This is a genomic window from Streptomyces sp. NPDC093568, from assembly GCF_044764945.1.
Taxonomy (GTDB): Bacteria; Actinomycetota; Actinomycetes; order Streptomycetales; family Streptomycetaceae; genus Streptomyces.
Map to the genome: position 1 here is coordinate 176,043 of NZ_JBIWJD010000010.1, position 24,407 is coordinate 200,449.

The following is a 24,407-nucleotide window of genomic DNA, read 5'->3' on the forward strand; positions in this document are numbered from 1 at the left end:
AACGGCCAGCAACGCTAACGAGGCTTTCGACGGGCTGTGTGCAGCCTGAGTGATGCTCCTGCGCAGATGTGCCAGGAAGTGTGTGCGCACCGTGCCCCGCTCAGAGGTCGCAGCAGCCCTCGCGCCGCAGGTGCCGGCTCACCTCCAGCCAGTCCTCCCGCGCCCGTCGTCCGGTCGGGGTGCCGAAGGCGTCCACCAGGTCCGCCTGCTCGAACAGCACACCGCCGCGCAGGACCGCCACGGTGCGGATCAGCGTGGCGAAGTCGGTGAACGGGTCGCCGTCGACGACGGTGAGATCGCCGAGCTTGCCCTCCTCCACCGTGCCCAGGTCGGCGTCCGCGCCGAAGACCCGGGCGGGCAGCAGGGTCGCGGTGCGCAGCGCCTCGGCCGGGGACAGGCCGGCGCGGTGCAGGGCGCGCAGCACCAGGTGCAGATGGAGTCCGACCGGGACGATCGGCTGGTCGGTGCCGACCGCGACGAGCCCGCCGCCCGCGAGGATCCGCCGGTAGACGTCCATCTCCCGGCCCAGCGCGGCCAGTTGGGCCTCGGTGGGCGGCCGGCCGGCCCCTTCGCGGACCAGTGCGGTGTCCCACGGCGGCATGAGCGCGGTGACGCGCGGGTCGTCCGCGAGCGCGGGCTCGGCGCCGAGCAGGGCCGTCGCCGTGAAGGGGGTCGCGACGAGGTGGAAGCCGGTGCCGGTGTAGATCTCCTCGACGTCCTGGTAGGCGCGCCCGCTCGCCGAGGTCGCGTGCCCGAACTCCAGCCGCTGCGTGGCCTGCAGGTGGGTGGTCAGGTCCTGCCCCAGCTGCACACCGGGGCTGCACAGGTGGCTGCCGCTGCGCACGCCGAGCCGCCGGTGCGCGAAGTCCGCGGCCTCCTTCATCAGCCAGCCCGGGGCCCGTACGTACGTCTTCACGAAGTCCCAGTCCAGCGCCTCCCCGCGGGCCAGCGAGCGGCGCAGTCCCTCGGGGGTGCGGTGGGCGCGGCCCATGCTGTAGGCGACCCGCGCCCCGTCGAGGAGTTCGCCGGTCGTGAGCAGCCGGGGTCCGGCGAGGGCGCCGGCGGCGACGGCCTCCCGGACGCGGGCCTGCTCGTAGGCGAAGCCGCCCAGGGAGACGGCCGTGGTGATGCCGTAGGCGAGCTGGAGCGCGGTCTGCCGGCCGCCGTACGTGGACTGCCAGGGGTGGGTGTGCGCGTCCCACAGGCCCGGGATCACGGTGCGGTCGCCGGCGTCGACGCGGCGGGCGGCGGGACGGCCGCCGCGATGCGGGGCCACCTCGGCGATCCGGCCGTCGCGGATGACGACGTCGACGTCCTCACGGACCTGTGAGCCGGTGCCGTCCCACAGGCGGCCCGCGTGCACGACCGTGTCCGCCGGGCGCGGTCTGCGGTAGTCCAGCGAGACGCGGACGGTACGGCGGCTGCCGTCGGTGACGTCGATCAGGCGCAGGGTGCCGGCGCTGAGGTAGAGCAGGGTGCGGGCGTCGGCGGACCAGGACGGGTGGTCGGCGGGCTCGGTGGTGAGCCGGCGCGGTGCGCCGTCAGGGGTGCCGTCGGGGCGGACCGGCAGCAGCCACAGGGCCGACTCGGCGACGACCGCCATCCAGCGGCCGTCCGGGGACCAGACCGGGCCGGAGTCGTAGCGGTCGGAGAGCGAGGTGTGCGGGGCGAGGGCGTGCAGTGCGGCGGTCCCGGTGGCCGTGTCGACGACGCGGATGAGGTTGTAGCCCTCCCGGAAGCGCTGGTTGAGGCGGTTGCGGTCGCACAGCGCCGCGTACCGGCCGTCGGGCGACCAGCTGGGGCGGCCGGGCAGTCCGCCCGCTCCGAGGGGTGCGGCGAGGATCCGTTCGGTGCCGTCGGGCAGGTCGCGCACCACGAGGTTGCCGGACATGTCCAGGCAGGCCAGCCGAGTCCCGTCGGGTGAGAGGGCGGGGAAGACACGGCCGCCCCCGGCGAGCAGGGTGTCCTGCCCGGAGGCGAGGTCGCGGCGGCGTACGGCGAAGAGTCCGTCGCGGTCGTCGGCGTACACCAGTGCCGTGCCGTCGGGCGTCCAGGCGGGCGCCAGCACATAGCGGGTGGCGGGGGCCTGGAGCACCTTGCGGGGCGCCCCGGCGCCGGTCGTCCCGGCGGTCCACAGCGCGTTGAGCGCGGCGAAGGCGACGCTGCGGCCGTCCGGTGCCAGGGCCGGCAGGTGCAGCGCGCGCACGGGGCGGGTGGCGGAGCCCTCGAAGTCGTACGCCTTGCCGCGGTAGCGGGGCCGGTCCACGGGCAGCGTGGCGGTGAACGGGATCTCCTCGCCGTCGCCCGGCGCGTCCGGGTCGACCAGGCGGAACTTTCCGTCGACGGTGAGGAGCAGGCGCTCGGCGTCCGTCCAGCGGGGCGGTGCGGGCAGGACGTCGCCCTGTACGGCGACCGGCTCGCCGTCCACGACGAGGGTGCAGGAGGCCGCGGGCGAGGCGGTGGTGCGCAGGTACGCCAGGCGTCCGGCGGGCGAGACTTCGGGGGTCATGAGCTGGGCGCCGGAGTCGTCCGTGTGCTCGGTGACGACCGGTCCCGAGCCGTCCGCGGCCACCGACGCGATGGTGGTGGCGCGGAGGGTGCCCGTGGCGGTGACGCCGGCCCGCACGAACAGCACCCGTTCGCCGTCGGCCGACCACGCCGGGTCGAAGTCCTCCCAGCGGGCGTCCTGGCCGGGGCCCTGCTGACCGGGGCGACCGGTGAGCCGGGTCAGAGCGCCGGTGCGCACGTCCACGACCCAGATCCGGTACGGGGCACCGGTCACGGTGTCGCCGCCGCGCTCGGAGGCGAAGGCGACCCGGGTGCCGTCGGGTGACCAGGCCGGGCCCCGGTCGTCCCACGGTCCGTCGGTGAGCTGGTGCAGCCCGGTGCCGTCGGGCCGCAGCGTCCAGAGGTGGAAGCCGCCGCCACGGTAGGCGCAGACGACGAGCCGGGTGCCGTCGGGCGAGAACTGCGGGCGGGTGGGTTCGAGGCCGGGCGGGGTGAGCGCGACGGCGGTGCCGCCGTTGCGCGGGACGGACCAGAGCACGTTCTGCACCTCGGCGACCAGGCGGTCACCGGTCGGTGCGAGGGTCGCGGAGCCGCCCGTGGCGGCGGTGAAGGACAGGGTGTCCGGGCCCGGGGCGGCGGACGCGGCGGGTGTGCCGACGGTGGCGAGCGCCGTCGCCGAGGCGGTCGCCTGGAGGAATCTGCGGCGGGAGAGCGGGCCGTAACTCGGGGCGCCGGCGGTGTCTTCGGTGTCCAAGAGAGCTCCCAGTGCGCGGAGTTGGCGGATCGGACGGGAGAGACCACTGGTGGCAACGTAAGGGGCGGGACCCGGTTACGGCCCCCGCCCCGGCGCTTCTCGGCCGTTCTTCACGCCGACGGGACCAGAAACAGCAGCTGTACGGCGACGAGTACGTCGATGACGCCGCACCACTCGGCGAACGTGCCGGAGACGACCTTGGCGCGCGACAGGTGCACGAAGTCCCAGACCCCGTGGAGGAACCAGCCGGCCGCCACGAGGTAGCGGCCCTGACCGGGGTCCACGGCCAGTCCGGCGAGCGCGAGAGCGCAAAAGAGGACCGCGCCCGCGGCCTGGATCCCGAAGGCGGCCCGTCCGTGGGGAGTTCCACGGACGGCACCCCAGGCCAGGAGAACCGCGGCGAGGCCGACGAGGACCGCCGAGGCGTCCACGGCATCCTGCGCGGCGAGCCCGAACACGGCCACCAGGCCCACCCCGAGCACCGGCCAGGTGAACCGCGACTCCCCGAGCTGATGGACCATCAGGTAGATCAGGGGGAGCAACGGCAGCACCTCCCCGTAGCCTCCGACCGCGCCGGCCAGGTCCTGTCCGCCGGAGGTGGCGACGTTGAGGGCGACGACCGCTACGGCCAGCGCGGTGGGCCAACGCCGCGTGAGCCGGGCGGCCGGGTGCGCTGCGGTGGTGGGCATGGGGTCCTCCGGTATGTGAAGTCGTAGGGGGCGGGGGCGAGTTCACGGGGAACCGCCGCCTGGTCACAGCCTCTTCCGTCGCAGTACCGGCCAGTAGTGCCGAACCCCCATGCGGCCGCGTGGGGTTGTCACGTCCTCGCATGACATTTGTCATGCGGCCTGGGCCACAATGACCCCGTGGGGGACGGGGCGATCGAGCGTGACGCGGCGGGGCTGACGGGCCTGCGCCGCCACACCTGGTGGACCGTGCCGGGCATGACCGCGTGCGCGCTGGCCGTCTTCGTCGGCGCATGGGTGCTCGACGGCGACGTCCCGCTGTGGGCCCGTGCTCCGGCCGCGGGAGCCCTGGCGGTCGAGGTGGGGGCGAGCGTGGTCCTGCTGGGCCGGCGGCTGGCGCTCCCGCCCGCGTCCGCCACGCCCTCCAGGAGATGGCTGGCGGCCGCCGCGGGGGCCGCGGGCGTGCTCGCCGCCGCTCCCCTGGCCGTGGGCAACTACGGGCTGTGGCCGATCGCGCCCGCCGTGGTGGTGGCGATCGCCGCGACCTACCTGCCCCCGCACCGCAGACGGCGGCTCCTCGTCGGTGCGGTGACCCTCGCGCTGCTGCCGGGGAGCGTCGTCAGCCTGGCCGAGGGCGACGGTGAGCTGGCGTACGCCGCGCTGTTCCCGGCCGGGCTGGTCGCCTTCACGGCGTGGGTGACGCTCGGCCCCCTGTGGGCCTGGGACACCGCGCGGCGGCTGGACGAGGCGCGCCGGCTGGAGGCGGAGCTGGCGGTCCGGGAGGAGCGGCTGCGGTTCGCCGCCGACCTGCACGACATCCAGGGCCACCATCTCCAGGTGATCGCCCTGAAGGCCGAGTTGGCGGAGCGGCTGGTCGAGCGGGACCCGGCACGCGCGGCCGGGGAGATGAAGGAGGTACGGCGGCTCGCGGCGGACGCCCTCAGCGACACCCGTGCGGTGGTGCGGGGTTACCGGCGGACGACGCTGGACGACGAGCTCGCCAACGCGACCCGGGTGCTGGCCGCCGCCGGCATCGAGGCGAGGACGACGCTCGACCCCGACGCCGGGGAACTCCCGGACCCCGCCCGCCGTCTGCTCGGTCTGGTGATGCGGGAGGCCACCACCAATGTGCTGCGGCACAGCCGGGCCGGGCACGCGGAGGTCCGCTACCGCGTCGCCGACGGCCACGCCCGCCTGAGCGTGATCAACGACGGTGCCGAGGAGCATCCGGGGGCCCTGGACGGAACGGGACTGCGCGGCCTCGCCGAGCGGCTGGAGGCGGCCGGCGGCGAACTGACCTGGAGGCACGACGGGGACCGCTTCATGGTCGAGGCCGCGCTGCCGAGCCACTCACCGCGGGCGTCCGGGCCGCCTCGCTCGCCGCAGCCGGCCGACTCGCGAAACCCCACCGACGGAGCCGCCCGATGATCCGCCTGCTGATCGCCGACGACGAGGACCTGCTCAGGAGTGCCCTGGCCGCCCTGCTCGCGCTGGAGGAGGACCTCAGCGTGGTCGCCGAGGCAGCCACCTCCACCGACGCCGTACGGCTGGCCCGCGCGCAGCGTCCGGACATCGCCGTCCTCGATCTGGAGATGCCGCCGACCGACGGGCTGCGCGCCGCCGAGGAGATCCAGGCCGAACTGCCCACCCAGATCGTCCTGGTGACGCGGCACGCCCGGCCGGCCGTACTGCGCCGGGCCCTGGCCGCCGGTGTGCGCGGCTTCGTCCCCAAGACGACCCCGGCGGCCCGGCTGGCCGAGATCATCCGGGACATCGCCGCCGGCCGCCGCTATGTGGATCCGGACATCGCCGCCTCCGCGCTGACCGAGGACGACTGCCCCCTCACGGGCCGCGAACTGGAGGTCCTGCGCGCCGCCCGCTCCGGTGCCTCGATCGCCGAGATCGCCACAGAGGTCCATCTGGCCCCCGGCACGGTCCGCAACTACCTCTCCGCGGCCATGTCCAAGCTGGGCACCCCGACCCGCCATGCCGCAGCGCACCGCGCCTGGGAACAGGGCTGGATCTGACGCCTCGACGCCCGCCAGGGCCTCACCGCGGCCCCGGCGCCCGCTTCCTCGGTACCGCGACAGCGCCCGATGCGGCGGCGTCGAGGAGGCGGCGGAAGGTGGGGCACTGCGCGTGGCTCGGCGCGGGACAGGCCGCGGCGTGCCGCAGGGAGTCCCGCAGGACGCCCAGTTCGCGGATCCTCGCGTCCAGCTCGTCCGCCTTGGCCGCGAGCATCTCCCGGTCGATGCGCGGCCCCCCGTCCGGCGCGAACATGCGTGCGATCTCGTCGAGCGAGAACCCGGCCGTCCGCCCCAGCACGATCAGCGCGAGCCGTTCCAGTACGGAAGAATCGTACTGACGACGCAGGCCCCGCCTGCCGGTCGAGGCGATCAGCCCCTTTTCCTCGTAGAACCGCAGCGTGGAGGCGGGAACTCCGGCGCGCCGCGCCACCTCGGCGATGTCCAGGTCCGTCATTCGCTTGACCTCAAGTCGACTTGAAGTAGCACGCTGTCATCCCGGCTCGGCGAACGCAAGCACAGGAGGCGATCATGGACGTGAGGCGCGGGACCGGTGACGATCAGGCGTCCCGTTGGAACGGGCCCGGCGGGAACGCCTGGGTCGAGACGCAGGGGTTGCTGGACGACGTACTGCGGCCGTTCGAAGAGCTGCTGATCGAGGCGATGCCCGCGGACCCGGCCGGGCACGTGCTCGACGTGGGCTGCGGGACCGGTGGCACCACGGTCGCCGTCGCGCGCCGGCTCGGCCCGGCGGGTCACTGCGCCGGTGTCGACATTTCGGAACCGATGATCACAGCCGCCCGGGCGCGCGCCGAGCGGGAGGGCGCGCAGGTGTCCTTCATCCTCGCCGACGCACAGGAGCACGCCTTCGAGCCCGCCGCCTTCGACACCGTCATCTCCCGCTTCGGAGTCATGTTCTTCGACGACCCCGTCCGGGCTTTCGCGAATCTCCGGCGCGCCACCAGGGAAGGGGGCGCGCTCCGGTTCGTCGCCTGGCGCGGGCCGGCCGAGAACCCGTTCATGACGACGGCCGAGCGCGCCGCGGCACCGCTGCTGCCGAACCTGCCCGTCCGCCGCCCGGACGAGCCGGGGCAGTTCGCCTTCGCGGACTCGGGCAGGGTCCACCGCATCCTGGCGGAGAGCGGGTGGTCCGCCATCGACATCCGGCCGGTCGACGTGGCCTGCGCGCTTCCCGAGCGGGAGCTGGTGCGCTACTTCACCCGGCTCGGTCCGGTCGGCCAGGCCCTGCCCGGGGTGGACGAGCGGACCCGCGCCAAAGTCGTCGAGACGGTTCGCGCCGCGTTCGACGGCTTTGTCGAAGGTGCCGAGGTCCGCTTCACCGCGGGCTGCTGGATGGTCGGCGCCCGAGCGACGTCCGGGTCGGCCGACTCGCCCGCGCCCTCCGCTTCGACCGCGCCGTAACGAAAGTTTCGCGGAATCCGGCGACTCTTTCCTCCGGGCAGGGGCCTGACGCATAGTGATGACGCTGTTCTGCGGCCTCACGAAGGGACGAGATGACGCGGAAGAACGCCCTGGTGGTCCGAGGGGGTTGGGAAGGACACGAGCCGGTCCGGGCCACGGAGTTGTTCCTGCCCTTCCTGCGCGCGAACGGATTCACCGTAAGGGTCGAGGAGTCGACCGACGTCTACGCCGACGCCGGCACGATGGCCGGCACCGATCTGGTCGTGCAGTGCGTCACGATGTCGGAGATCAGCGCCGAGCAACTGGCGGGGCTGAGCGCGGCGGTCGTGGCCGGCACCGGCTTCACCGGCTGGCACGGCGGCATCGCGGACTCGTTCCGGGCCTCCTCCGACTATCTCCACCTGGTGGGCGGACAGTTCGCCACCCACCCGGGCAAGGAGCCGTGCGAGCGCGAGGGGGTCCAGGAGGACAACTACCTGCCGCACACCGTCACCGTCACCGACCTCGGCCGGGAACACCCCGTCACCGCCGGCATCGAGGACTTCGACCTGCACACCGAGCAGTACTGGGTGCTCCACGACGACCTGATCGACGTCCTGGCCACCACGACCCATCCCACCCGGCCCTGGCAGCCCTGGCACCGCCCGGTCACCTCGCCGGCGGTCTGGACCCGGCAGTGGGGCGCCGGCCGCGTCGTGGTGACGACGCCGGGGCACAGCCTCGACGTATTGGAGCACCCCGCCGTCCGCACCGTCATCGAGAGGGGAATGCTGTGGGCGACGCGCACCGCGTCGGCGTCGTAGGACTGGGCGTCATCTCGCGCGCGTACCTGGACACACTGGTCGGGCATCCCGCCGTCCGTGTCACCGCCGTCGCGGACCTCGACGCCACCCGGTCGGAGGCGGTCGCGGCCGAGCGGCCCGGCGTCCGCGCCCTGACCGTCGAGGAGTTGCTGAGCAGCCCGGACGTGGACACGGTGCTGAACCTCACCGTCCCCGCCGCCCACGCCGAGATCGCCCTCGGCGCCGTCGGCCACGGGAAGAACGTCTACGGGGAGAAGCCACTCGCCGCCGACCTCGCCGACGCGCACGCCGTACTGGAGGCCGCCGCGAAGGCGGGGGTCGGCGTGGGGTGCGCGCCGGACACGGTCTTGGGCACCGGCATCCAGACGGCGCGCGCGGCCGTGGCGGCGGGGAGCATCGGACGTCCGCAGTTCGCGTCGGCCGTGATGGTCACGCCGGGGCACGAACGCTGGCATCCGCATCCCGACTTCTACTACACGGCCGGGGGCGGCCCGCTGCTGGACATGGGGCCGTACTACCTCGCGTCCCTGGTCCATCTGCTGGGTCCGGTGCGTGCCGTGACCGGGGCGGCCGGGCGGCCGCGTGCCGAGCGCGTCATCGGAAGCGGGCCGCGCGCGGGCGAGCGGATCCCCGTCGCGGTGGACACGCATGTCACCGGTGTGCTGGAGCACGTCGGCGGGACCCTGACGACGATCACGACGAGCTTCGACGGCGTGGCCACGACCGCCGCGCCGATCGAGGTCCACGGTGAGACGGGCACGCTCGCGGTCCCCGACCCGAACTACTTCGACGGCGAGGTGCGGCTCTTCGAACTCGGCGGCACCGAGTGGCGCACGCTCCCGGTGTCGGCGGGCTACGCCGACGGCGCCCGGGGCATCGGCCTGCTCGATTTCGTCGCCGCGCACGAAGACCGGGCGCCCCGCGCGAATGGTGAACTCGCCCTGCACGTACTGGAGACGATGACCGCGCTGCTCCGCTCGGCGGCCGAGGGGCGTCGCGTCGAGCTGACGACGACCGTGAATCCCCCCGCTCCCGTGCCGCTGACTCCGCCCGAGGACTGGCGCGGGGACCACCACACAGCACCCTCCCCGTGAGCGGACGTCAGTCCACGGGCCAGGTGTGGGCGGCCGCGTTGAGGTGCATGTAGTCCATGTACGTCCTGGTCATCCGCCGCAGGGCGTCCTGTCGATCGGAGACGCCGGCCTTCTCCAGATGATGGACCGTCTCCACCTGCCACAGGGCGCCGTTGCGGGCGGTGACGCAGCGCTGCTCGATGATGCCCAGCAGGGGCTCACGCCAGGCGGCGTCCATGCCGGCCAGTTCGAGGCCCCGATGGGCGAGGGGCAGCAGGCGCCGCAACACCAGTTCCGTGACCGGCACTTCGCCCATGCCGGGCCAGTACAGGCGGGCGTCGATGCCGTCACGGGCGGCGGTGTGGAGGTTCTCCTCGGCGACCGAGAAGGACATCCGCGACCACACCGGACGGTCCTCGTCGACCAGGGCGCGGGTGAGGCCGTAGTAGAAGGCGCCGTTGGCGATGGTGTCGGAGACGGTGGGGCCCGCGGGCAGGACCCTGTTCTCGATGCGCAGGTGCGGGCCGCTCTCCGTGACGGCGTAGACGGGGCGGTTCCAGCGGTAGATCGTGCCGTTGTGCAGGGTCAGTTCGCCCAGCTCAGGGGCGTCCCCGCGGTCGTGGACCGCCTGCGGGTCCTCGTCGTCGCACAGGGGCAGAAGGGCCGGGAAGTAGCGCACGTTCTCCTCGAAGAGGTCGAAGACGCTGGTGATCCAGCGCTCTCCGAACCACACCCGCGGCCGTACGCCCTGCGCCTTGATCTCCACGGGCCGGGTGTCGGTGGCCTGCTCGAACAGCGGGATGCGGGTCTCGCGCCACAGCTCCTTGCCGAAGAGGTACGGCGAGTTCGCCGCGAGGGCGATCTGCACGCCGGCGACGGCCTGGGCGGCGTTCCAGTAGTCCGCGAACTGCTTCGGCGAGACCTGGAGGTGGTACTGCGTGCTGGTGCAGGCGGCCTCGGGGGTGATGGTGTCGGCGTAGGTCGCCAGCCGCTCCACTCCGTCCACGGTGATCCGCAGGTCCTCACCCCGTGCCGCGAAGATCTGCTCGTTGAGCAGCCGGTAGCGCGGATCGCCGGACAGGGCCGCCTCGCCGACGTCCGTCTCCCCGAGGGTCGGCAGGATGCCCACCATGATCAGGTGGGCGCCCACGGCTGAGGCGCGGTCCTCGGCGTGGTTGAGCGCGTCGCGGATGGCCTGCTCCCACGCCCCGGGGCCGCCGGTCGTCAGCTCGCGCGGCGGAATGTTGATCTCCAGGTTGAAACGGCCCAGCTCGCTCGACCAGGCGGGGTCGGCGATGGCCTGGAGGACCTCGGTGTTCCGCATCGCCGGGCGCCCGTCGTCGTCGACGAGGTTGAGCTCGATCTCCAGCCCGACCTTGGGCCGCTCGCTCTCGAAGGTCGAATCGCGCAGCATCTGGGCGAGCACATCGAGGCAGGTGTGCATCTTCTCCCGGTACCGGCGTCGGTCCTCGCGCGTGAACACCAGGGCCGGCACATCACGTCCCATCGTGGCCCTCCCGAGTCCCCTCGGCGGATACCTTTCCGTCCCAGAGTCGCACCTCGGGCGGGCCCCGAACAGTCGGAGGACAGCAGCGGTCCCGCCGCTGGCGGAGCACCTCTACGCAGGGTTACAACCTCGGGTGAGGACGCCGGTTTCCTCGCGCTGTGGGGCTGGAGCAACGCGAAGGTGTTCGCCGAGATCGCGAAGACGGTCAAGGGCCCGGTGACCTCGCAGGCCCAGGCCGATGCCTACCGGAAGGCGTCCGACGTGGACCCGGGGGTGTCACCGGTGATGAGCTTCAGCGCGAGCAACCACCTCGGCACGCGCAGCGTGCAGCGTGCAGCGAGTGACCGTGAAGAACGGCGTGTGGACGTCCGTCGGGGACTTCTCCACGCCTCCGAGGCGCCACTGACCGCACCTCGTCCGCGCCGCCACCGGCGGTCGTCGACCGGCCGCCGGTGCCGGCGTGAACGGCCGGAGCACGCGTCAGTCGGTGATCGCCTTGCGCAGTCCCGGATTGGACGCGTCGGCCCACGCGGCCGGCAGTTCCCGTTCTCGGTCCGCGGCCACGGCCTGCTCCTTGCCGTACAGCAGGCCCCAGGTGAAACCCGGCTCGCCGGCCGCCTGCGCCGCCAGGGCGAGCTTTCGCAGGGCGTCCCGGGCCACGACGCTGTCCTGGTGGTCCCCGAGCACCTTCTGCACGGCCTTCACGCGCTTGCCGAGCCGCTTCGCGGGCTTGCCGAGCGTGGCGCGCGCCGGTTCGGTGGCGTAACGCGTCTTCTTGGCCGACTTGCGGGCCTCGTGGAGGGCCTTGTCGCGTTCCGTTCCGGGGGTGAGCTCCAGGGCGTGTGCCGTCCGGTCGGCCAGCCGGTCGTACTCCTTGAAAATGGCCTTGGCCATCACCTTCCGCGGCTTGCGGGCGGCCTTCCGACGCAGTGGGGGCTGTTCGCGGAGCCTGGCCAAGGAGTCCAGCAGGGCCAGATAGCGGGGGGTGTTCAGGGCGTCCAGGGTGCGTCGGCGCGCCTCGGCGGTGTTGGCGACGTTCCACGTCCGCAGCCGGGCGGCGACGGGTCCGAGGACCAGTTCGTCCGGCGCGGCTCCGATGCGCTTGCCGAGCCGGCCCATGAGAACCTCCTGGTCGCGTTCCGCGCCCAGCTCGCCGCCCAGCCACTTGAGGTCGTCGCGGATCGGGTCGGTGACCTCGCGGTCCAGCACCGGCCGGTAGGAACGCAGCACGCTGCGCAGGCGCCGGCAGGTCACGCGCATCTGGTGCACCGAGTCGGGCACGTCGCGCCGTACCGCCGGATCCAGGCCCACCAGCTTGCGCACCTGCTCGTCGACGTATCCGAGGACCTCGTCACCGGCCGAACCGTCCACGACGGTCTCGGCACGGGTGTCAGGGATCCGCGGCCCGCCGAGTCCTGTCTCCGTCATCGCCCTGACCGGCTTCGACGGATGGTCCGCGCGCTCGATGCCCTTCTTGTGCAGGGTCTTGTCCACGACGTCCAGCAGCGCGGGATCGGTGTCCTCGGCGAGCTCGACCTCAAGCTCGGTCCAGGCGGCCACCGTGGTCGTACCGCGCAGGGACTGGGCGCGGACCCTGTCGATGACCAGCTCGGCCAGGACCGTTTCGGCGGAATCGACGAGGTGCCTTGTGTCGCGGGTGGACCGGATCCGGACCGCCGGCGTCAGCTCCGCGCCTCGGGTCCGTGAAAGGACCAGGTCACGCAGGGTGTCCGGGAGCGTCTCGGACAGCGGCGCATGCACCTCCTCCCGGCTGTCCCCCGACAGGGGCAGTTTCAGGTGCCAGCCCTCGTCGTCCCCGCCCGTCCTTCGCCGCAGCGTGGCCGACGCGCCCGCGAGGCGCAGGTCGTCGGTGTCGTAGTACACGGCGTCCAGTTCGTCCATGCCCTGTTCCAGGACCGCCGCGATGCGGTCCACGCCGGTGAGCTCCGGGAGCCACGAGGTGTCCTCGGCCGACGGAGCGTCGTACTTTCGCTCTGTCTCACGCTTCGACTGGGTCATGTACATCGCGTACACGCCTCAGGACGGCTCAAACACAGGTGAGGGCCCGGGTCTGCGAAGTCTCACGTCTTTCCTTCTCGCCGCTTCCGAAAGCGCTCGCTGCGCGCCCGAAACCCCTTGCCCTGCTCCCGGCGGCCACCTAGCGTTGTTTTGTGCCGCCAATAAACAAAACCCGAACGCACAACGCCGTGCCGGGTGCCCCCAGCGACCTCACCCGCCTCCGTATCGCCCTGACCGTCTTCTTCGCCCTCGACGGCTTCCTCTTCGCCGGCTGGGTCGTGCGCATCCCCGCCATCAAGCACCAGACCGGCGCCTCCGCCAGCGCCCTCGGCCTGGCCCTCCTCGGCGTCTCCGCCGGTGCCGTCCTCACCATGACGCTGACCGGCCGGCTCTGCCGCCGCTACGGCAGCCACCAGGTCACGGTCGTCTGCGCCGTACTGCTCTCCCTCAGCGTGGCCCTGCCACCGCTCACGCACTCCGTCCTGGCACTCGGCACCGTCCTGCTCGTCTTCGGGGCGGCCTACGGCGGCATCAACGTCGCCTTCAACAGCGCCGCCGTGGACCTGGTCACCGCCCTGCGCCGGCCCATCATGCCGAGCTTCCACGCGGCCTTCAGCCTGGGCGGCATGGTCGGCGCCGGCCTCGGCGGGCTGGTCGCCGGTGCCCTCTCCCCCTCCCGGCATCTGGCGGCGCTCGCCGTCATCGGGCTGGTGGTGACGGCGGTGGTGGGCCGGACGCTGCTGCGCCAGGAGCCGCCGGCGACCGCCGGTCCCGCAGACGCCACGGGCAAGGTCCCGCGCCGCATGGCCGGCCGAACCCGCGCGCTGGTGATCGTCTTCGGCCTGATCGCCCTGTGCACCGCCTACGGCGAGGGCGCCATGGCCGACTGGGGCGCCCTCCACCTCGAACAGGACCTGGACGCCTCTCCCGGGGTCGCCGCCGTCGGCTACTCCTGCTTCGCCCTGGCCATGACCATCGGCCGGCTCAGCGGTACGGCCCTCCTCGAACGGCTCGGTCACGGCCGTACCGTCGTCGCGGGCGGCGCCACCGCGGTGGCCGGGATGCTGCTCGGCGCGCTCGCGCCCTCCCTGTGGGCGGCGCTGCTCGGCTTCGCGGTGACCGGGCTCGGTCTCGCCAACCTCTTCCCCGTGGCCGTCGAACGGGCGGGCACCCTGGCCGGCCCGAGCGGCGTCGCCACGGCCTCCACTTTCGGCTACGGCGGCATGCTCCTCGGGCCGCCCGCGATCGGCTTCATGGCGGAGTGGTTCTCCCTGCCCGTCGCCCTCACCAGCGTCGCCGTGCTGGCGGCGATCGCCACGCTCATCGGGGTCGCGACCCGGCGCACGACACCCGACTGACCGGCCCGGGCGTTGTCCGCGCCGTCCGCGCTCACCATCATGGCCGGATGGCGCGACTCCACGACATCGTCATCGACTGCTCCCGGCCCGCCGCCACCGCCCTCTTTTGGGCCGCCGCCCTCGACGGGTACGCCGTCGCCCCGTACGACGAGGCCGAGCTGTCCCGGCTGCGGGCGCAGGGCATCTCGGGGCCGGAGGACGACCCGACCGTGCTGGTCGAGCCGCGTGGCGGCGGCCCTCGCCTGTGGTGTCAGCTCGTGCCGGAGGCCAAGCGGGTGAAGAACCGGCTGCACCTGGACCTGGTGTCGGCCGACGCGCAGGCCGAGGTCACCCGGCTGCTCACGGTCGGCGGGAGGCTCCAGGACCGCCACGAGGACCACTGGGTGCCGGCCGACCCCGAGGGCAACGAGTTCTGCATGTATCCGCACCCTGAACCCCGGTCACACGCGCGCGAGTTCCGCCGCTCCGAAGGACACGTCGAAGCGGTCGCACCAGATGCTGACGCTGCTGTAGCGGGACAGGTCGACGTCCTGCGGCACGGCGTAGTTCTGACTGCCCTTGTTGCCCTTGAGCTTGCCGAGGCTGACGTGCAGCCCGTCGTCGAAGACGCGCCAGCCCTTCAGCCCCTGCTTCACCGGCGCGTCCGTCAGCCACACGCGCAGGTCCGGTCCGTTGCTGGTGTCGAGCCGCTCCAGCCGTACGACGTGGGAGCCGTCGGCCAGCCGTACGAGTTTCACGGTGCCCGATGTCGCGTGCTCATGGCTGATCAGGTCGCCGGCGGCCAGCGTCCGCGGCGCGGCGGGCGGAGAAGAGGCCCCCGGCGCGACGGTCGGCGCGGCCACGGGCAGGGCCTCCTCCACCGTCTGGTCCTGCCAGAGCTTCCACGGCTGGAACCAGTACAGCCCGAAGCCGCCCACCGCGAGAACCAGTGCCAGTACCCCGATGCCCAGCGGCCTGCCCAGCGCCTTCCGAACCCGCCCCATGTCCGTCCCGCCTCCCGAGAGTTGTCCTTCGCCATCCCATTCAACGCGGAGGGCGGCCGCTCACGTACACCGAGCGTGATGACGAAACTCTTACGTCAGAACCCTGACCGCCGAGCCCTGACGTCCAAGCCCTGACGTCCGCACCCCTGCATCCGAAGGCGACCGGACGGCGCATCCCCTCGACCGCACTCCATCGGGCACACTCACTGCCATGGAGACAGCCGACTTCGTTCGAGCCCTGGACCGCGAGGGTCTGCTGCTGGCCGCGGCGGCGGATGAGGCCGGGGTCGACGCCAAGGTGCCGACCTGTCCGGAGTGGCAGGTGCGGGACCTGGTGCGGCACACGGGGATGGTGCACCGCTGGGCGACGGCGTTCGTGGCCGAGCGGCACACCTCCTACCACCCGGACGGCGGCCTGCCCGACCTCGACGGCCCGGAGTTGCTCGCCTGGTTCCGGCAAGGGCATCGCCGCCTGGTCGACACGCTCGCCGGCGCGCCCGCCGACGTGCGGTGCTGGCACTTCCTGCCCGCCCCGTCACCGCTCGCGTTCTGGGCGCGCCGGCAGGCGCACGAGACGACGGTGCACCGCTTCGACGCGGAGTCGGCGCGCGGCGGTACGCCGAGCGAGATCGACGCCGGCTTCGCGACGGACGGCATCGATGAGTTGCTGCGCGCCTTTCACGTCCGGCCCAAGAGCCGGGTCCGCAGCGGCGAACCCCGGGTGCTGCGGGTGCGGGCGACGGACACCGACGACGCCGTGTGGACCGTACGGCTGTCGCCGGAGCCGCCGGTGACCGAACGGGACGGCGCGGGCAGGGCCGACTGCGAGGTCGCCGGGCCGGCGGACCGGCTGTATCTGGCGCTCTGGAACCGGCTGCCCTTCCCCGGCGTGACCGGCGACGCCTCGGTCGCCACGCTGTGGCGGGAGAAGTCGGCCGTCACCTGGAGCTGAACTGCGGTCGCACGCCAGTCAGTTCGCGAGCATTCTCGTCAGGACCGCCCGCTGCACGGGCAGCACCTCACCGTGCAGCGCGCGCCCCTTGGGGGTGAGCGCCACGACCACGCCGCGCCGGTCCTGCGCGCACATGCAGCGCTCGACGAGGCCGTCCTTCTCCAGCCGGGCGATCAGCCGGGACAGCGCGCTCTGACTGAGATGGACCCGCTCGGAGATCTCCTGCACACGGAACGACGACGCACGCCGCGGATCCGCCGAGCCGCCGCGCGACGCACCCTCGGCGAGGACGTCGAGCACCTCGAAGTCGCTGGCGCACAGGCCGTGTTGGTTGAGCGCCCGGTCCAGTTCGCACTGGGTGCGCGCGTGCAGCGCCAGGATGTCCCGCCACTGGTTCACGAGCGCCTGCTCGGCCTTCTTCGCCGCCATGGGCGCACGCTAGCAGAGATTCGCATTTGTTGCATCAGCATTAAATGCATTTGCATCTCATGCATGTGCATGTAGCGTCTTGCCCATGACCTCTCCGCTCAACTCCCCCACGGCCGAGGGACGCTGGACCCCCCGGCTGTGGGGCACCCTGCTCGTTCTGTGCGCCGCGATGTTCCTGGACGCGCTGGACGTCTCGATGGTGGGCGTCGCCCTGCCGTCCATCGGCGCCGACCTGGGCCTGTCCACCTCGACCCTGCAATGGATCGTCAGCGGCTACATCCTCGGCTACGGCGGTCTGCTCCTCCTCGGCGGACGGACCGCCGACCTGCTGGGCCGGCGCCAGGTCTTCCTCGTGGCCCTGGCCGTCTTCGCGTTCGCCTCGCTGCTCGGCGGTCTCGTCGACTCGGGCCCGCTGCTGATCGCGAGCCGGTTCGTCAAGGGCCTGGCCGCGGCCTTCACCGCGCCCGCCGGCCTGTCCATCATCACCACGACCTTCGCCGAGGGCCCGGTCCGCAACCGCGCCCTGTCGATCTACACCACCTGCGGCGCCACCGGCTACTCGATGGGGCTCGTCTTCTCCGGCCTGCTCACCGAGGCCAGCTGGCGTCTGACCATGCTGCTGCCCGCGCCGATCGCGCTGATCGCCCTGGCCGTGGGCCTGAAGCTGCTGCCGCGCAGCGCTCGCGAACGGACGGAGGGCGGCTACGACATCCCGGGCGCCATCCTCGGCACCGCGTCGATGCTGCTGCTCGTGTTCACCGTCGTCCAGGCGCCCGAGATGGGCTGGGGCTCGGCCCGCACGGTCCTGTCCTTCGTCGCCGTCCTGGTCCTGCTCACCGCCTTCGTGCTCGTCGAGCGGCGCAGCCCGAGCCCGCTGATCCGGCTGGGCGTGCTGCGCTCCGGGGCCCAGGTGCGGGCGCAGTTGGGCGCGTTGACGTTCGTCGGCAGCTACATCGGCTTCCAGTTCCTGGTCACGCTCTACATGCAGCAGCTGCTCGGCTGGTCGGCGCTGCACACGGCACTGGCCTTCCTGCCGGCGGGCGCGCTCGTGGCGCTGTCGGCGACGAAGGTCGGGGCGGTCATCGACCGGTTCGGCACGCCCCGGCTGATCGTGGTCGGCTTCGCCCTGATGGTCGCGGGTTACGTCCTGTTCCTGCGCATCGACCTCGACCCGGTCTACGCGGCGGTGATCCTGCCCACGATGCTGCTGGTCGGCTCCGCCTTCGCACTGACCTTCCCCTCGCTCAACGTCCAGGCCACGAACGGCGTCGACGAGCACGAGCAGGGCATGGTCTCGGGTCTGCTCAACACCTCGGTCCAGGTGGGCGGCGCGCTCTTCCTGGCCGTCGTCACGGCGGTCCTGACGGCGAACGCGCCCGCGGAGCCCGCCTCCCCGCAGGCCGTCCTGGACAGCTATCTGCCCGCCCTGGTCGTGATCACCGGGATCGCGGTCGCCGGGCTGCTGATCGCCCTGACCGGACTGCGCACCCGCCCCGGCCGGCGCACGGTCGTGGTCGCCAAGTCCACCGCGAGGGAGGCGGAAGAGGAGCGTGTGGCGCTCCGCGAGTAGGGGGACCGCCTCCCGCGTGTGCCCGGCGGTGCCCCTTGCTCCGCCGGGCACACGCCTGTTTGACTCAAGGGATGGAGAGCTACGGGGGACGGCGCCGGCAGGCGGAGCGGGACGCGATCACCGTCGAGATCGGGTACGCGCTGTTCAGCGCCGCTTTCGCGGCGGCGGTACTGTTCGGAGCGATCGCCGGACCGGCGTTCGTCTTCGACGTGTCGGACGGCGCGCGCGGCACCCTTGTCTCCGTGGGTGCCACGGTCGCGGTGCTGCTGTTCTTCGCCCGGGTCGTCAGTGTCCTGACACGGTTCCGGCAAGCCTCTCAGCCCAACCAGCCCGGCCGCACCAACCCCGACTCGTAGGCCAGGACGACGAGTTGGGCCCGGTCCCGCGCCCCCAGCTTCACCATGGTGCGGCTGACATGGGTCTTCGCGGTGAGGGGGCTGACCACCAGGCGGCGGGCGATCTCCTCGTTGGACAGACCGATGCCGACCAGCGCCATCACCTCCCGCTCGCGCTCGGTGAGCTCGGCGAGGGTACCGGCCGCCGCCGGCTCCTTCGAACGGGCGGCGAACTCGGCGATCAGACGCCGGGTCACCCCGGGCGACAGCAGGGCGTCGCCCTCGACCACCGCCCGTACGGCCCGCAGGAGTTCCTCCGGCTCGGTGTCCTTGACCAGGAAGCCGGAGGCGCCCGAGCGTATGGCCTCGAAGACGTACTCGTCGAGTTCGAAGGTGGTGAGCATGACCACCTTGACGCCCTCCAGCCCTTCGTCGTCGGTGATCCGGCGGGTCGCGGCGAGTCCGTCGAGGAGCGGCATGCGGATGTCCATCAGGACGACGTCGGGCCGCAGTTCGCGCACCTTGCGCAGCGCCTCCTCGCCGTCGGACGCCTCCCCGGCCACCTCGATGTCGCGCTGCGCGTCGAGCAGCGCGCGGAAACCGGCCCGCACCAGTGACTGGTCGTCGGCGAGCAGAACGCGGATCACCGGTCCTCCTTGGTCTCGGCGGGACTTGTCACCGGCAGCACGGCGAGCACCCGGAACCCGCCGTCGGCACGCGGGCCCGCCTCGATCGTGCCACCCAGCGCGGCCGCCCGCTCCCGCATTCCGGCCAACCCGTTGCCGCTGCCGCCCGCGTCGGCGCCGGTCGCGGGACCGTCGTCGTCGATCCGCAGCCGTAGCGCCCCGACGTCGTCCCGATCGAGACGCACGCGCGCGTTTCGCGATCCGGAGTGGCGTACGACGTTGGTGAGGGCTTCCTGGACGATCCGGAAGGCGGCGAGGTCGGTACCGGGCGCCAGACGGGGCGCGGTGCCCTCGATCTCGACGGTCAGTCCCGCGCTCGCGGCCTGGCCGACCAGTTCCGGCAGGCGGTCGAGGCCGGGTGCCGGGGCGCGCGGGGCGTCGCCGGGGGTGCGCAGGGTGTCGAGGACCTGGCGGACCTCGCCGAGGGCCTCCTTGCTCTGGGCCTTGATGGTGGTGAGCGCCGTGCGGGCCTGCTCGGGGTCGGTGTCGAGGAGGGCGAGGCCCACGCCTGCCTGCACATTGATCACGGAGATGCTGTGCGCGAGGACGTCGTGCAGCTCGCGGGCGATCCGCAGCCGCTCCTCGTCGGCCCGCCGCCGCGCCGCCTGCGCCCGCTCGGCCCGCTCCTTCGCCCACTGCTCGCGCCGGGTCTTCGCCAGCTCCGACACCGCGACGATCGCCGCGACCCAGGCCGCGATCACGCCCTCCTGCCCCCAGGAGGCGGCCGGGTCACCGGACGGCGGCAGCCACTCGTACAGCCAGTGGGCCACGAGCGCGTGCCCGGCCCAGAACACCCCGACCGCCGCCCAGGCGGCTCTGCGGTGCCCGGTGACGATCGCGTTGAAGCAGGCCACGGCGACGGCCAGGAAGACCGGGCCGTAGGGATATCCGGCGCCCAGGTAGACAGTGGCGGCCACCGATGTGCCGAACACGACGGCCACCGGATACCTCTTGCGCCACAGCAGCAGCCCCGCCGCCACGAACAGCAGCACACGCGCGAACGGGTCGAGGTCCTGGCGGTCGCCCTGCCCCTGCCCCGCGAAGTTCGAGCCGGCCAGTACGAAGACCGTGATCAGGACGGTGGAGCGCCAGGGCAGGCGAGGCCTCTGTTCCTCGTCGTCCCACCGGTTCCACCACGGCGGCCCGTGCCGCCACCACATCGGCGGGCCGCCGCGCGGGCGTACCTGCTGCTCGTCCATGTCCGCCACGCTAGACGCGACGGCCGCCGGGCGGCGTCACCCGCGCGTGGTGATCACGCGTACTCCCCGCGAAGTACGCCCCCGGTGACGGCTCACTCCAGGCCCACACCCAGCGCGAGCCGGGTCACCGCGTGCCGGAAGAACACCTCCCTGTCCTCCACGACCCGGTGGAACTGCCCGAACAGCTCGAAGCCGACGAGCCCGAAGAGCTCGGCCCAGGCGGCGACCAGGGCCGCGACGGCCGCCGGGGGGAGGTCGGGCGCCAGGTCGGCGGCCATGCGCTCGGCCTCGGCGCGCAGGTCGGCGGGCAGCGCCGGGGGTTCGGTGAGGGCGGAGCCGCGGTGGGCGTCGCGGACGATGCCGATGAAGACGAGTCCGACGCGGGAGGCGGGCGGGACGGTGGTGTCGGGCGCGGTGTAGCCGGGCACGGGCGAGCCGTAGATCAGCGCGTACTCGTGCGGATGGCGCAGCGCCCAGCCGCGTACGGCCTCCGCCACCGCCGTCCAGCGCCGCACCGGCCCGGCGTCCGCGCACTCGGCGTGGGCCGCTTCGGCGCTCTCGCCGAGGGAGTTGTAGGCGTCGATGATGAGAGCGGTCAGCAGGTCGTCGCGGCTGGGGAAGTAGCGGTAGAGCGCGGAGGAGACCATGCCGAGTTCGCGGGCCACGGCACGCAGCGACAGCTTGGCGGCGCCTTCCGCCGCGAGCTGTCTGCGGGCCTCGTCCTTGATGGCCGCGGTGACTTCCATCCTGGCGCGGGCACGGGCGCCCTGTGCGATGCGACTGCTCATATGAGGCAGTCTCCCACGAAAATCAGAGCAGTGCACACAATCGAGAGCACTGCTCTTGCTTTGGGTCACCCAAGTCGTGCACACTGCTCTCAAGCGAGAGCACCGCTCTCTCATTACCGACCGGGGGTCACCATGTCGTCGCCGTACTACCTCAAGGGCAGCCCGCTCAACGTCCGCTTCAACAGCGTCATCGGCTGGCTGGCCCGGCACGGGCTCAGCCTCGCCGGCACCGCGGAGATGTCGGTGCGCGGCCGCAAGAGCGGCAAGATGCAGCGCATTCCGGTCAACCCGCACAGCTACGAGGGCACGCAGTACCTCGTCTCGGCCCGCGGTCACTCCCAGTGGGTGCGCAACATGCGGGCGGCGGGCGGCGGAGAGCTGCGCGTCGGACGCAAGGTGCGGGAGTTCTCCGCGGTGGAGCTTCCCGACGGGGAGAAGCTCCCGATCCTGCGGACCTATCTGGAGAAGTGGGGCTGGGAGGTCAACCAGTACTTCAACGGAGTCACCGCGAAGTCGTCCGACGAGGAGCTCGCCGCGGCGGCCCAGGACCACCCCGTCTTCCGGATCACCGTCAAGAAGTGACCTCGTCGGCAGGGGACACCGGGCGGCGGTCCATCGCCGTCAGGGCACGCTGGGCCATCGGATGGGAGCGGACGAGCTCACCCAGCGAGGTCGAGCCGCGGGTGATGTCCATGAACGCCTTCCAGGCCGGCCGGAATCCGGTCAGCGCCGCGTGGAAGAGCCCCGGCCGGCGCTCGAACACCGTCAGCAGCCGCTTGCCGACGCTCATCTCCACTCCGAGGCCCGCCTTGATCGCGAAGGCGTAGTTCAGGGCCTGGCGCCGGGCGTCCACCGCGTCGTGCGCCTCGGCGATCCGTACCGCCCACTCCCCCGCGAGCCGCCCGGAGCGCAGCGCGAACGAGATGCCCTCGCGCGTCCACGGCTCCAGCAGCCCCGCCGCGTCACCGCACACCAGAACCCGCCCGCGCGACAGCGGGGAGTCGTCGGCGCGGCAGCGGGTCAAGTGCCCGGAGGAGATGCTCGGTTCGAACCCGGCGAGCCCGAGCCGGCCGATGAACTCCTCCAAGTACCGCTTGGTCGCGGCGCCTTCACCCCGGGCCGAGATCACCCCGACCGTGAGTGTGTCCCCCTTGGGGAACACCCAGCCGTAACTGCCGGGGATCGGGCCCCAGTCGATGAGGACCCGCCCCTTCCAGTCCTCGGCGACCGTGTCCGGCACCGGGATCTCCGCCTCCAGGCCGAGGTCCACCTGCTCCAGCTTCACCCCGACATGGGCTCCTATCCGGCTCGCGCTGCCGTCCGCGCCGACCACGGCCCGCGCGAGCAGCGTCTCGCCGCCCTGGAGGACGACCGCGACGGAGCGCCGGTCCGGCACCGCCGAACCGTGCTGCTCGACACGCTGCACGGTGACGCCCGTACGCAGCTCGGCGCCCGCCTTCTGCGCGTGCTCGACGAGTTGCTGGTCGAACTCGGGCCGGTTGATCAGCCCGAACAGCATCTGCTTGGAGCGGCGGGTGCGGGTGAAGCGGCCGTTGTTCGAGAACGTCACCGCGTGCACCCGGTCGCGGAAGGGCAGCTCGAAGCCGGGCGGGAGCGCGTCGCGCGAGGGGCCGATGATGCCGCCGCCGCATGTCTTGTAACGCGGCAGCTCCGCCTTCTCCAGCAACAGCACGCGCCGCCCGGCGACCGCCGCCGCGTACGCGGCCGAGGCCCCCGCCGGTCCCGCACCCACCACGACGACGTCCCACACCTGCTGCACGTCGTCCGCCGAAGAGTTCTCGCTGCTCACGATGGTCTACTGCTCCCGATCAAGCCGCCTACGCCTGCTGTCCCCCGCATCCTACGGCGGGCATCGTCGCAGGCCGCTGTGGGAGGATCACAGCACTCACAGGTACAACGTCGCACCCACAAGGAGCGTGCCCATGTCGTCGAATCCGGTCGCCGAGACCGTCGCCTCCCTGATGCCCAGGGCGAAGGCGGAACTCACCGAGTTGGTGGCATTCAAGTCGGTGGCGGACTTCGACCAGTTCCCGAAGAGCGAGAGCGAGGGCGCCGCCCGCTGGGTGGCCGACGCGCTCACCGCCGAGGGCTTCGAGGACGTGGCCCTGCTCGACACCCCCGACGGCACGCAGTCGGTGTACGGCTACCTGCCGGGCCCCGCGGGCGCGAAGACGGTCCTGCTGTACGCCCACTACGACGTGCAGCCCCCGCTGGACGAGGCCGCCTGGAGCACCCCGCCCTTCGAGCTGACCGAGCGCGACGGCCGCTGGTACGGCCGGGGTGCCGCGGACTGCAAGGGCGGCCTGATCATGCACCTGCTGGCGCTGCGCGCGCTCAAGGCGAACGGCGGTGTGCCGGTGCATGTGAAGGTGATCGCCGAGGGCTCGGAGGAGATGGGCACGGGCGGTCTCGAGCGCTACGCCGAGGAGCACCCGGAGCTGCTGGAGGCCGACACCATCGTGATCGGCGACGCGGGCAACTTCCGTGTGGGGCTGCCGACGGTGACCACGACCCTGCGCGGCATGACCGCCCTGCGGGTGCAGGTCGACACGCTGGAGGGCAACCTGCACTCCGGCCAGTTCGGCGGGGCCGCGCCCGACGCGCTCGGCGCGCTGATCCGCGTCCTGGACTCGCTGCGCGCGCAGGACGGTTCGACGACCGTCGACGGCTTGACCGACGTACCGTCGTGGCAGGGCCTCCAGTACGACGAGGAGCAGTTCCGCAAGGACGCCAAGGTCCTCGACGGTGTCGAGCTGATCGGCTCCGGCACGGTGGCCGACCGCATCTGGGCGCGCCCGGCCGTCACCGTCCTCGGCATCGACTGCCCGCCGGTCGTCGGCGCCACCCCGTCCGTGCAGGCGAGCGCGCGTGCTCTGGTCAGCCTGCGGGTGCCGCCGGGCGTCGACGCGGCCGAGGCCACCAAGCTGCTCCAGGCCCACCTGGAGGCGCACACGCCGTGGGGCGCCCGCGTGCGCACCGAGCAGATCGGCCAGGGCCAGGCGTTCCGCGCCGACACGAGCAGCCCGGCGTACCAGGCGATGGCGGACGCGATGGCGGTCGCCTACCCGGGCCAGGAGATGCAGTACGCCGGCCAGGGCGGCTCGATCCCGCTGTGCAACACCCTCGCCGCGCTGTACCCGCACGCGGAGATCCTCCTCATCGGCCTGAGCGAGCCGGAGGCACAGATCCACGCGGTGAACGAGAGCGTGTCCCCCGAGGAGCTGGAGCGCCTTTCGGTCGCCGAGGCGATCTTCCTGCGTAATTACGCGGCCAGTTGAGGGCCGTAGCGC

At 72.6% G+C, this 24,407-nt stretch carries 22 protein-coding genes and 1 pseudogene; 12 read left to right on the plus strand and 11 right to left on the minus strand.

Going from position 1 to position 24,407, the window contains the following annotated elements; translation table 11 throughout:
* Nucleotides 1-100: 100 nt before the first annotated feature.
* Both ACIRD7_RS33875 and ACIRD7_RS33880 read right to left on the minus strand, forming a co-directional pair.
* Nucleotides 101-3,262 carry an amidohydrolase family protein gene (locus ACIRD7_RS33875; protein WP_403459574.1) on the minus strand — a complete coding sequence of 1,054 codons (3,162 nt, stop codon included), beginning with the start codon at nt 3,260-3,262 and terminating at the stop codon, nt 101-103.
* Nucleotides 3,263-3,372: 110 nt separating this feature from the next.
* A complete protein-coding gene (locus tag ACIRD7_RS33880) occupies nt 3,373-3,951 on the minus strand; it encodes a hypothetical protein (RefSeq protein WP_403459576.1) in 579 nt (192 codons plus the stop codon).
* Nucleotides 3,952-4,128: 177 nt separating this feature from the next.
* Between ACIRD7_RS33880 and ACIRD7_RS33885 the strand changes: the two genes are divergently transcribed.
* Nucleotides 4,129-5,376, plus strand: a complete 1,248-nt coding sequence (locus ACIRD7_RS33885) for a sensor histidine kinase (RefSeq protein ID WP_403459579.1) — start codon at nt 4,129-4,131, stop codon at nt 5,374-5,376.
* Nucleotides 5,373-5,975, plus strand: coding sequence for a DNA-binding response regulator (locus ACIRD7_RS33890; RefSeq protein WP_403459580.1), 603 nt, complete (start codon nt 5,373-5,375; stop codon nt 5,973-5,975). The genes ACIRD7_RS33885 and ACIRD7_RS33890 overlap by 4 nt, the downstream gene beginning before the upstream one ends.
* A gap of 22 nt (nt 5,976-5,997) precedes the next feature.
* Here the strand turns inward: ACIRD7_RS33890 and ACIRD7_RS33895 are convergent, their stop codons facing one another.
* Nucleotides 5,998-6,429 (minus strand): helix-turn-helix domain-containing protein, encoded by a 432-nt coding sequence (locus ACIRD7_RS33895; RefSeq protein WP_403459581.1) that lies wholly within the window; start codon nt 6,427-6,429, stop codon nt 5,998-6,000.
* 74 nt (nt 6,430-6,503) lie between these two features.
* Between ACIRD7_RS33895 and ACIRD7_RS33900 the strand changes: the two genes are divergently transcribed.
* From ACIRD7_RS33900 to ACIRD7_RS33910, 3 genes are all read left to right on the plus strand, one after another.
* Nucleotides 6,504-7,394, plus strand: coding sequence for a class I SAM-dependent methyltransferase (locus ACIRD7_RS33900; RefSeq protein WP_403459582.1), 891 nt, complete (start codon nt 6,504-6,506; stop codon nt 7,392-7,394).
* A 92-nt stretch (nt 7,395-7,486) separates the two neighbouring features.
* A complete protein-coding gene (locus ACIRD7_RS33905) occupies nt 7,487-8,197 on the plus strand; it encodes a ThuA domain-containing protein (RefSeq protein WP_403459584.1) in 711 nt (236 codons plus the stop codon).
* Entirely contained in the window at nt 8,167-9,291 is a 1,125-nt protein-coding gene (locus tag ACIRD7_RS33910) for a Gfo/Idh/MocA family protein (protein WP_403459586.1), read from the plus strand. Before ACIRD7_RS33905 ends, ACIRD7_RS33910 begins: the two co-directional genes overlap by 31 nt.
* A 7-nt stretch (nt 9,292-9,298) precedes the next feature.
* Here the strand turns inward: ACIRD7_RS33910 and ACIRD7_RS33915 are convergent, their stop codons facing one another.
* On the minus strand, nt 9,299-10,777 hold the full coding sequence (locus tag ACIRD7_RS33915) for a glutamate-cysteine ligase family protein (protein ID WP_403459587.1): 1,479 nt from the start codon (nt 10,775-10,777) through the stop codon (nt 9,299-9,301).
* Nucleotides 10,778-11,257: 480 nt separating this feature from the next.
* The gene (locus ACIRD7_RS33920; protein ID WP_403459589.1) at nt 11,258-12,796 is read right to left on the minus strand and encodes a CHAD domain-containing protein; all 1,539 of its coding nucleotides are present in this window, start codon (nt 12,794-12,796) and stop codon (nt 11,258-11,260) included.
* Between the two features lie 188 nt (nt 12,797-12,984).
* On the opposite strand from ACIRD7_RS33920, the gene ACIRD7_RS33925 reads away from it, so the two are divergent.
* Complete coding sequence (locus tag ACIRD7_RS33925; protein WP_403459591.1) at nt 12,985-14,154, plus strand: MFS transporter; 1,170 nt, start codon at nt 12,985-12,987, stop codon at nt 14,152-14,154.
* Between the two features lie 47 nt (nt 14,155-14,201).
* A pseudogene (locus tag ACIRD7_RS33930) lies at nt 14,202-14,561 on the plus strand (VOC family protein); the annotation flags it as partial.
* 33 nt (nt 14,562-14,594) lie between these two features.
* Here the strand turns inward: ACIRD7_RS33930 and ACIRD7_RS33935 are convergent.
* Complete coding sequence (locus tag ACIRD7_RS33935) at nt 14,595-15,137, minus strand: DM13 domain-containing protein (protein ID WP_403459592.1); 543 nt, start codon at nt 15,135-15,137, stop codon at nt 14,595-14,597.
* 211 nt (nt 15,138-15,348) lie between these two features.
* On the opposite strand from ACIRD7_RS33935, the gene ACIRD7_RS33940 reads away from it, so the two are divergent.
* A complete protein-coding gene (locus ACIRD7_RS33940) occupies nt 15,349-16,089 on the plus strand; it encodes a maleylpyruvate isomerase family mycothiol-dependent enzyme (RefSeq protein WP_403459594.1) in 741 nt (246 codons plus the stop codon).
* Nucleotides 16,090-16,107: 18 nt separating this feature from the next.
* On the opposite strand, the gene ACIRD7_RS33945 is transcribed toward ACIRD7_RS33940, so the two are convergent.
* On the minus strand, nt 16,108-16,518 hold the full coding sequence (locus ACIRD7_RS33945) for a MarR family winged helix-turn-helix transcriptional regulator (protein ID WP_403459595.1): 411 nt from the start codon (nt 16,516-16,518) through the stop codon (nt 16,108-16,110).
* An 85-nt stretch (nt 16,519-16,603) separates the two neighbouring features.
* On the opposite strand from ACIRD7_RS33945, the gene ACIRD7_RS33950 reads away from it, so the two are divergent.
* The gene (locus tag ACIRD7_RS33950; RefSeq protein WP_403459596.1) at nt 16,604-18,088 is read left to right on the plus strand and encodes an MFS transporter; all 1,485 of its coding nucleotides are present in this window, start codon (nt 16,604-16,606) and stop codon (nt 18,086-18,088) included.
* 71 nt (nt 18,089-18,159) lie between these two features.
* Nucleotides 18,160-18,444, plus strand: a complete 285-nt coding sequence (locus ACIRD7_RS33955; protein WP_403459598.1) for a DUF6332 family protein — start codon at nt 18,160-18,162, stop codon at nt 18,442-18,444.
* On the opposite strand, the gene ACIRD7_RS33960 is transcribed toward ACIRD7_RS33955, so the two are convergent.
* The 3 genes from ACIRD7_RS33960 to ACIRD7_RS33970 all read right to left on the minus strand — a co-directional run bounded on the left by ACIRD7_RS33960 (nt 18,405) and on the right by ACIRD7_RS33970 (nt 21,096).
* Nucleotides 18,405-19,070, minus strand: a complete 666-nt coding sequence (locus ACIRD7_RS33960; protein WP_403459600.1) for a response regulator — start codon at nt 19,068-19,070, stop codon at nt 18,405-18,407. The two genes, ACIRD7_RS33955 and ACIRD7_RS33960, sit on opposite strands and share 40 nt — an antisense overlap.
* A complete protein-coding gene (locus ACIRD7_RS33965; protein WP_403459602.1) occupies nt 19,067-20,308 on the minus strand; it encodes a sensor histidine kinase in 1,242 nt (413 codons plus the stop codon). Before ACIRD7_RS33965 ends, ACIRD7_RS33960 begins: the two co-directional genes overlap by 4 nt.
* 92 nt (nt 20,309-20,400) lie before the next feature.
* Nucleotides 20,401-21,096: a TetR/AcrR family transcriptional regulator gene (locus tag ACIRD7_RS33970; protein ID WP_403459603.1), complete on the minus strand. Its 696-nt coding sequence runs from the start codon at nt 21,094-21,096 to the stop codon at nt 20,401-20,403.
* A 132-nt stretch (nt 21,097-21,228) separates the two neighbouring features.
* Between ACIRD7_RS33970 and ACIRD7_RS33975 the strand changes: the two genes are divergently transcribed.
* The gene (locus ACIRD7_RS33975; protein WP_403459604.1) at nt 21,229-21,678 is read left to right on the plus strand and encodes a nitroreductase family deazaflavin-dependent oxidoreductase; all 450 of its coding nucleotides are present in this window, start codon (nt 21,229-21,231) and stop codon (nt 21,676-21,678) included.
* Here the strand turns inward: ACIRD7_RS33975 and ACIRD7_RS33980 are convergent.
* Nucleotides 21,668-22,906 (minus strand): geranylgeranyl reductase family protein, encoded by a 1,239-nt coding sequence (locus ACIRD7_RS33980; protein ID WP_403459605.1) that lies wholly within the window; start codon nt 22,904-22,906, stop codon nt 21,668-21,670. The genes ACIRD7_RS33975 and ACIRD7_RS33980 overlap by 11 nt on opposite strands.
* Before the next feature lie 133 nt (nt 22,907-23,039).
* Here ACIRD7_RS33980 and ACIRD7_RS33985 point away from each other — a divergent pair, with 133 nt between their 5' ends.
* Nucleotides 23,040-24,395: a dipeptidase gene (locus tag ACIRD7_RS33985; protein ID WP_403459606.1), complete on the plus strand. Its 1,356-nt coding sequence runs from the start codon at nt 23,040-23,042 to the stop codon at nt 24,393-24,395.
* Nucleotides 24,396-24,407 lie beyond the last annotated feature (12 nt).

Coding starts and splice junctions, on each gene's coding strand:
- ACIRD7_RS33935 (WP_403459592.1), bottom strand. CDS start 15,137: ATGGGGCGGGTTCGGAAGGCGCTGGGCAGGCCGCTGGGCATCGGGGTA.
- ACIRD7_RS33915 (WP_403459587.1), bottom strand. CDS start 10,777: ATGGGACGTGATGTGCCGGCCCTGGTGTTCACGCGCGAGGACCGACGC.
- ACIRD7_RS33985 (WP_403459606.1), top strand. CDS start 23,040: ATGTCGTCGAATCCGGTCGCCGAGACCGTCGCCTCCCTGATGCCCAGG.
- ACIRD7_RS33895 (WP_403459581.1), bottom strand. CDS start 6,429: ATGACGGACCTGGACATCGCCGAGGTGGCGCGGCGCGCCGGAGTTCCC.
- ACIRD7_RS33940 (WP_403459594.1), top strand. CDS start 15,349: ATGGAGACAGCCGACTTCGTTCGAGCCCTGGACCGCGAGGGTCTGCTG.
- ACIRD7_RS33950 (WP_403459596.1), top strand. CDS start 16,604: ATGACCTCTCCGCTCAACTCCCCCACGGCCGAGGGACGCTGGACCCCC.
- ACIRD7_RS33955 (WP_403459598.1), top strand. CDS start 18,160: ATGGAGAGCTACGGGGGACGGCGCCGGCAGGCGGAGCGGGACGCGATC.
- ACIRD7_RS33880 (WP_403459576.1), bottom strand. CDS start 3,951: ATGCCCACCACCGCAGCGCACCCGGCCGCCCGGCTCACGCGGCGTTGG.
- ACIRD7_RS33945 (WP_403459595.1), bottom strand. CDS start 16,518: ATGGCGGCGAAGAAGGCCGAGCAGGCGCTCGTGAACCAGTGGCGGGAC.
- ACIRD7_RS33890 (WP_403459580.1), top strand. CDS start 5,373: ATGATCCGCCTGCTGATCGCCGACGACGAGGACCTGCTCAGGAGTGCC.
- ACIRD7_RS33900 (WP_403459582.1), top strand. CDS start 6,504: ATGGACGTGAGGCGCGGGACCGGTGACGATCAGGCGTCCCGTTGGAAC.
- ACIRD7_RS33905 (WP_403459584.1), top strand. CDS start 7,487: ATGACGCGGAAGAACGCCCTGGTGGTCCGAGGGGGTTGGGAAGGACAC.
- ACIRD7_RS33975 (WP_403459604.1), top strand. CDS start 21,229: ATGTCGTCGCCGTACTACCTCAAGGGCAGCCCGCTCAACGTCCGCTTC.
- ACIRD7_RS33970 (WP_403459603.1), bottom strand. CDS start 21,096: ATGAGCAGTCGCATCGCACAGGGCGCCCGTGCCCGCGCCAGGATGGAA.
- ACIRD7_RS33965 (WP_403459602.1), bottom strand. CDS start 20,308: ATGGACGAGCAGCAGGTACGCCCGCGCGGCGGCCCGCCGATGTGGTGG.
- ACIRD7_RS33920 (WP_403459589.1), bottom strand. CDS start 12,796: ATGACCCAGTCGAAGCGTGAGACAGAGCGAAAGTACGACGCTCCGTCG.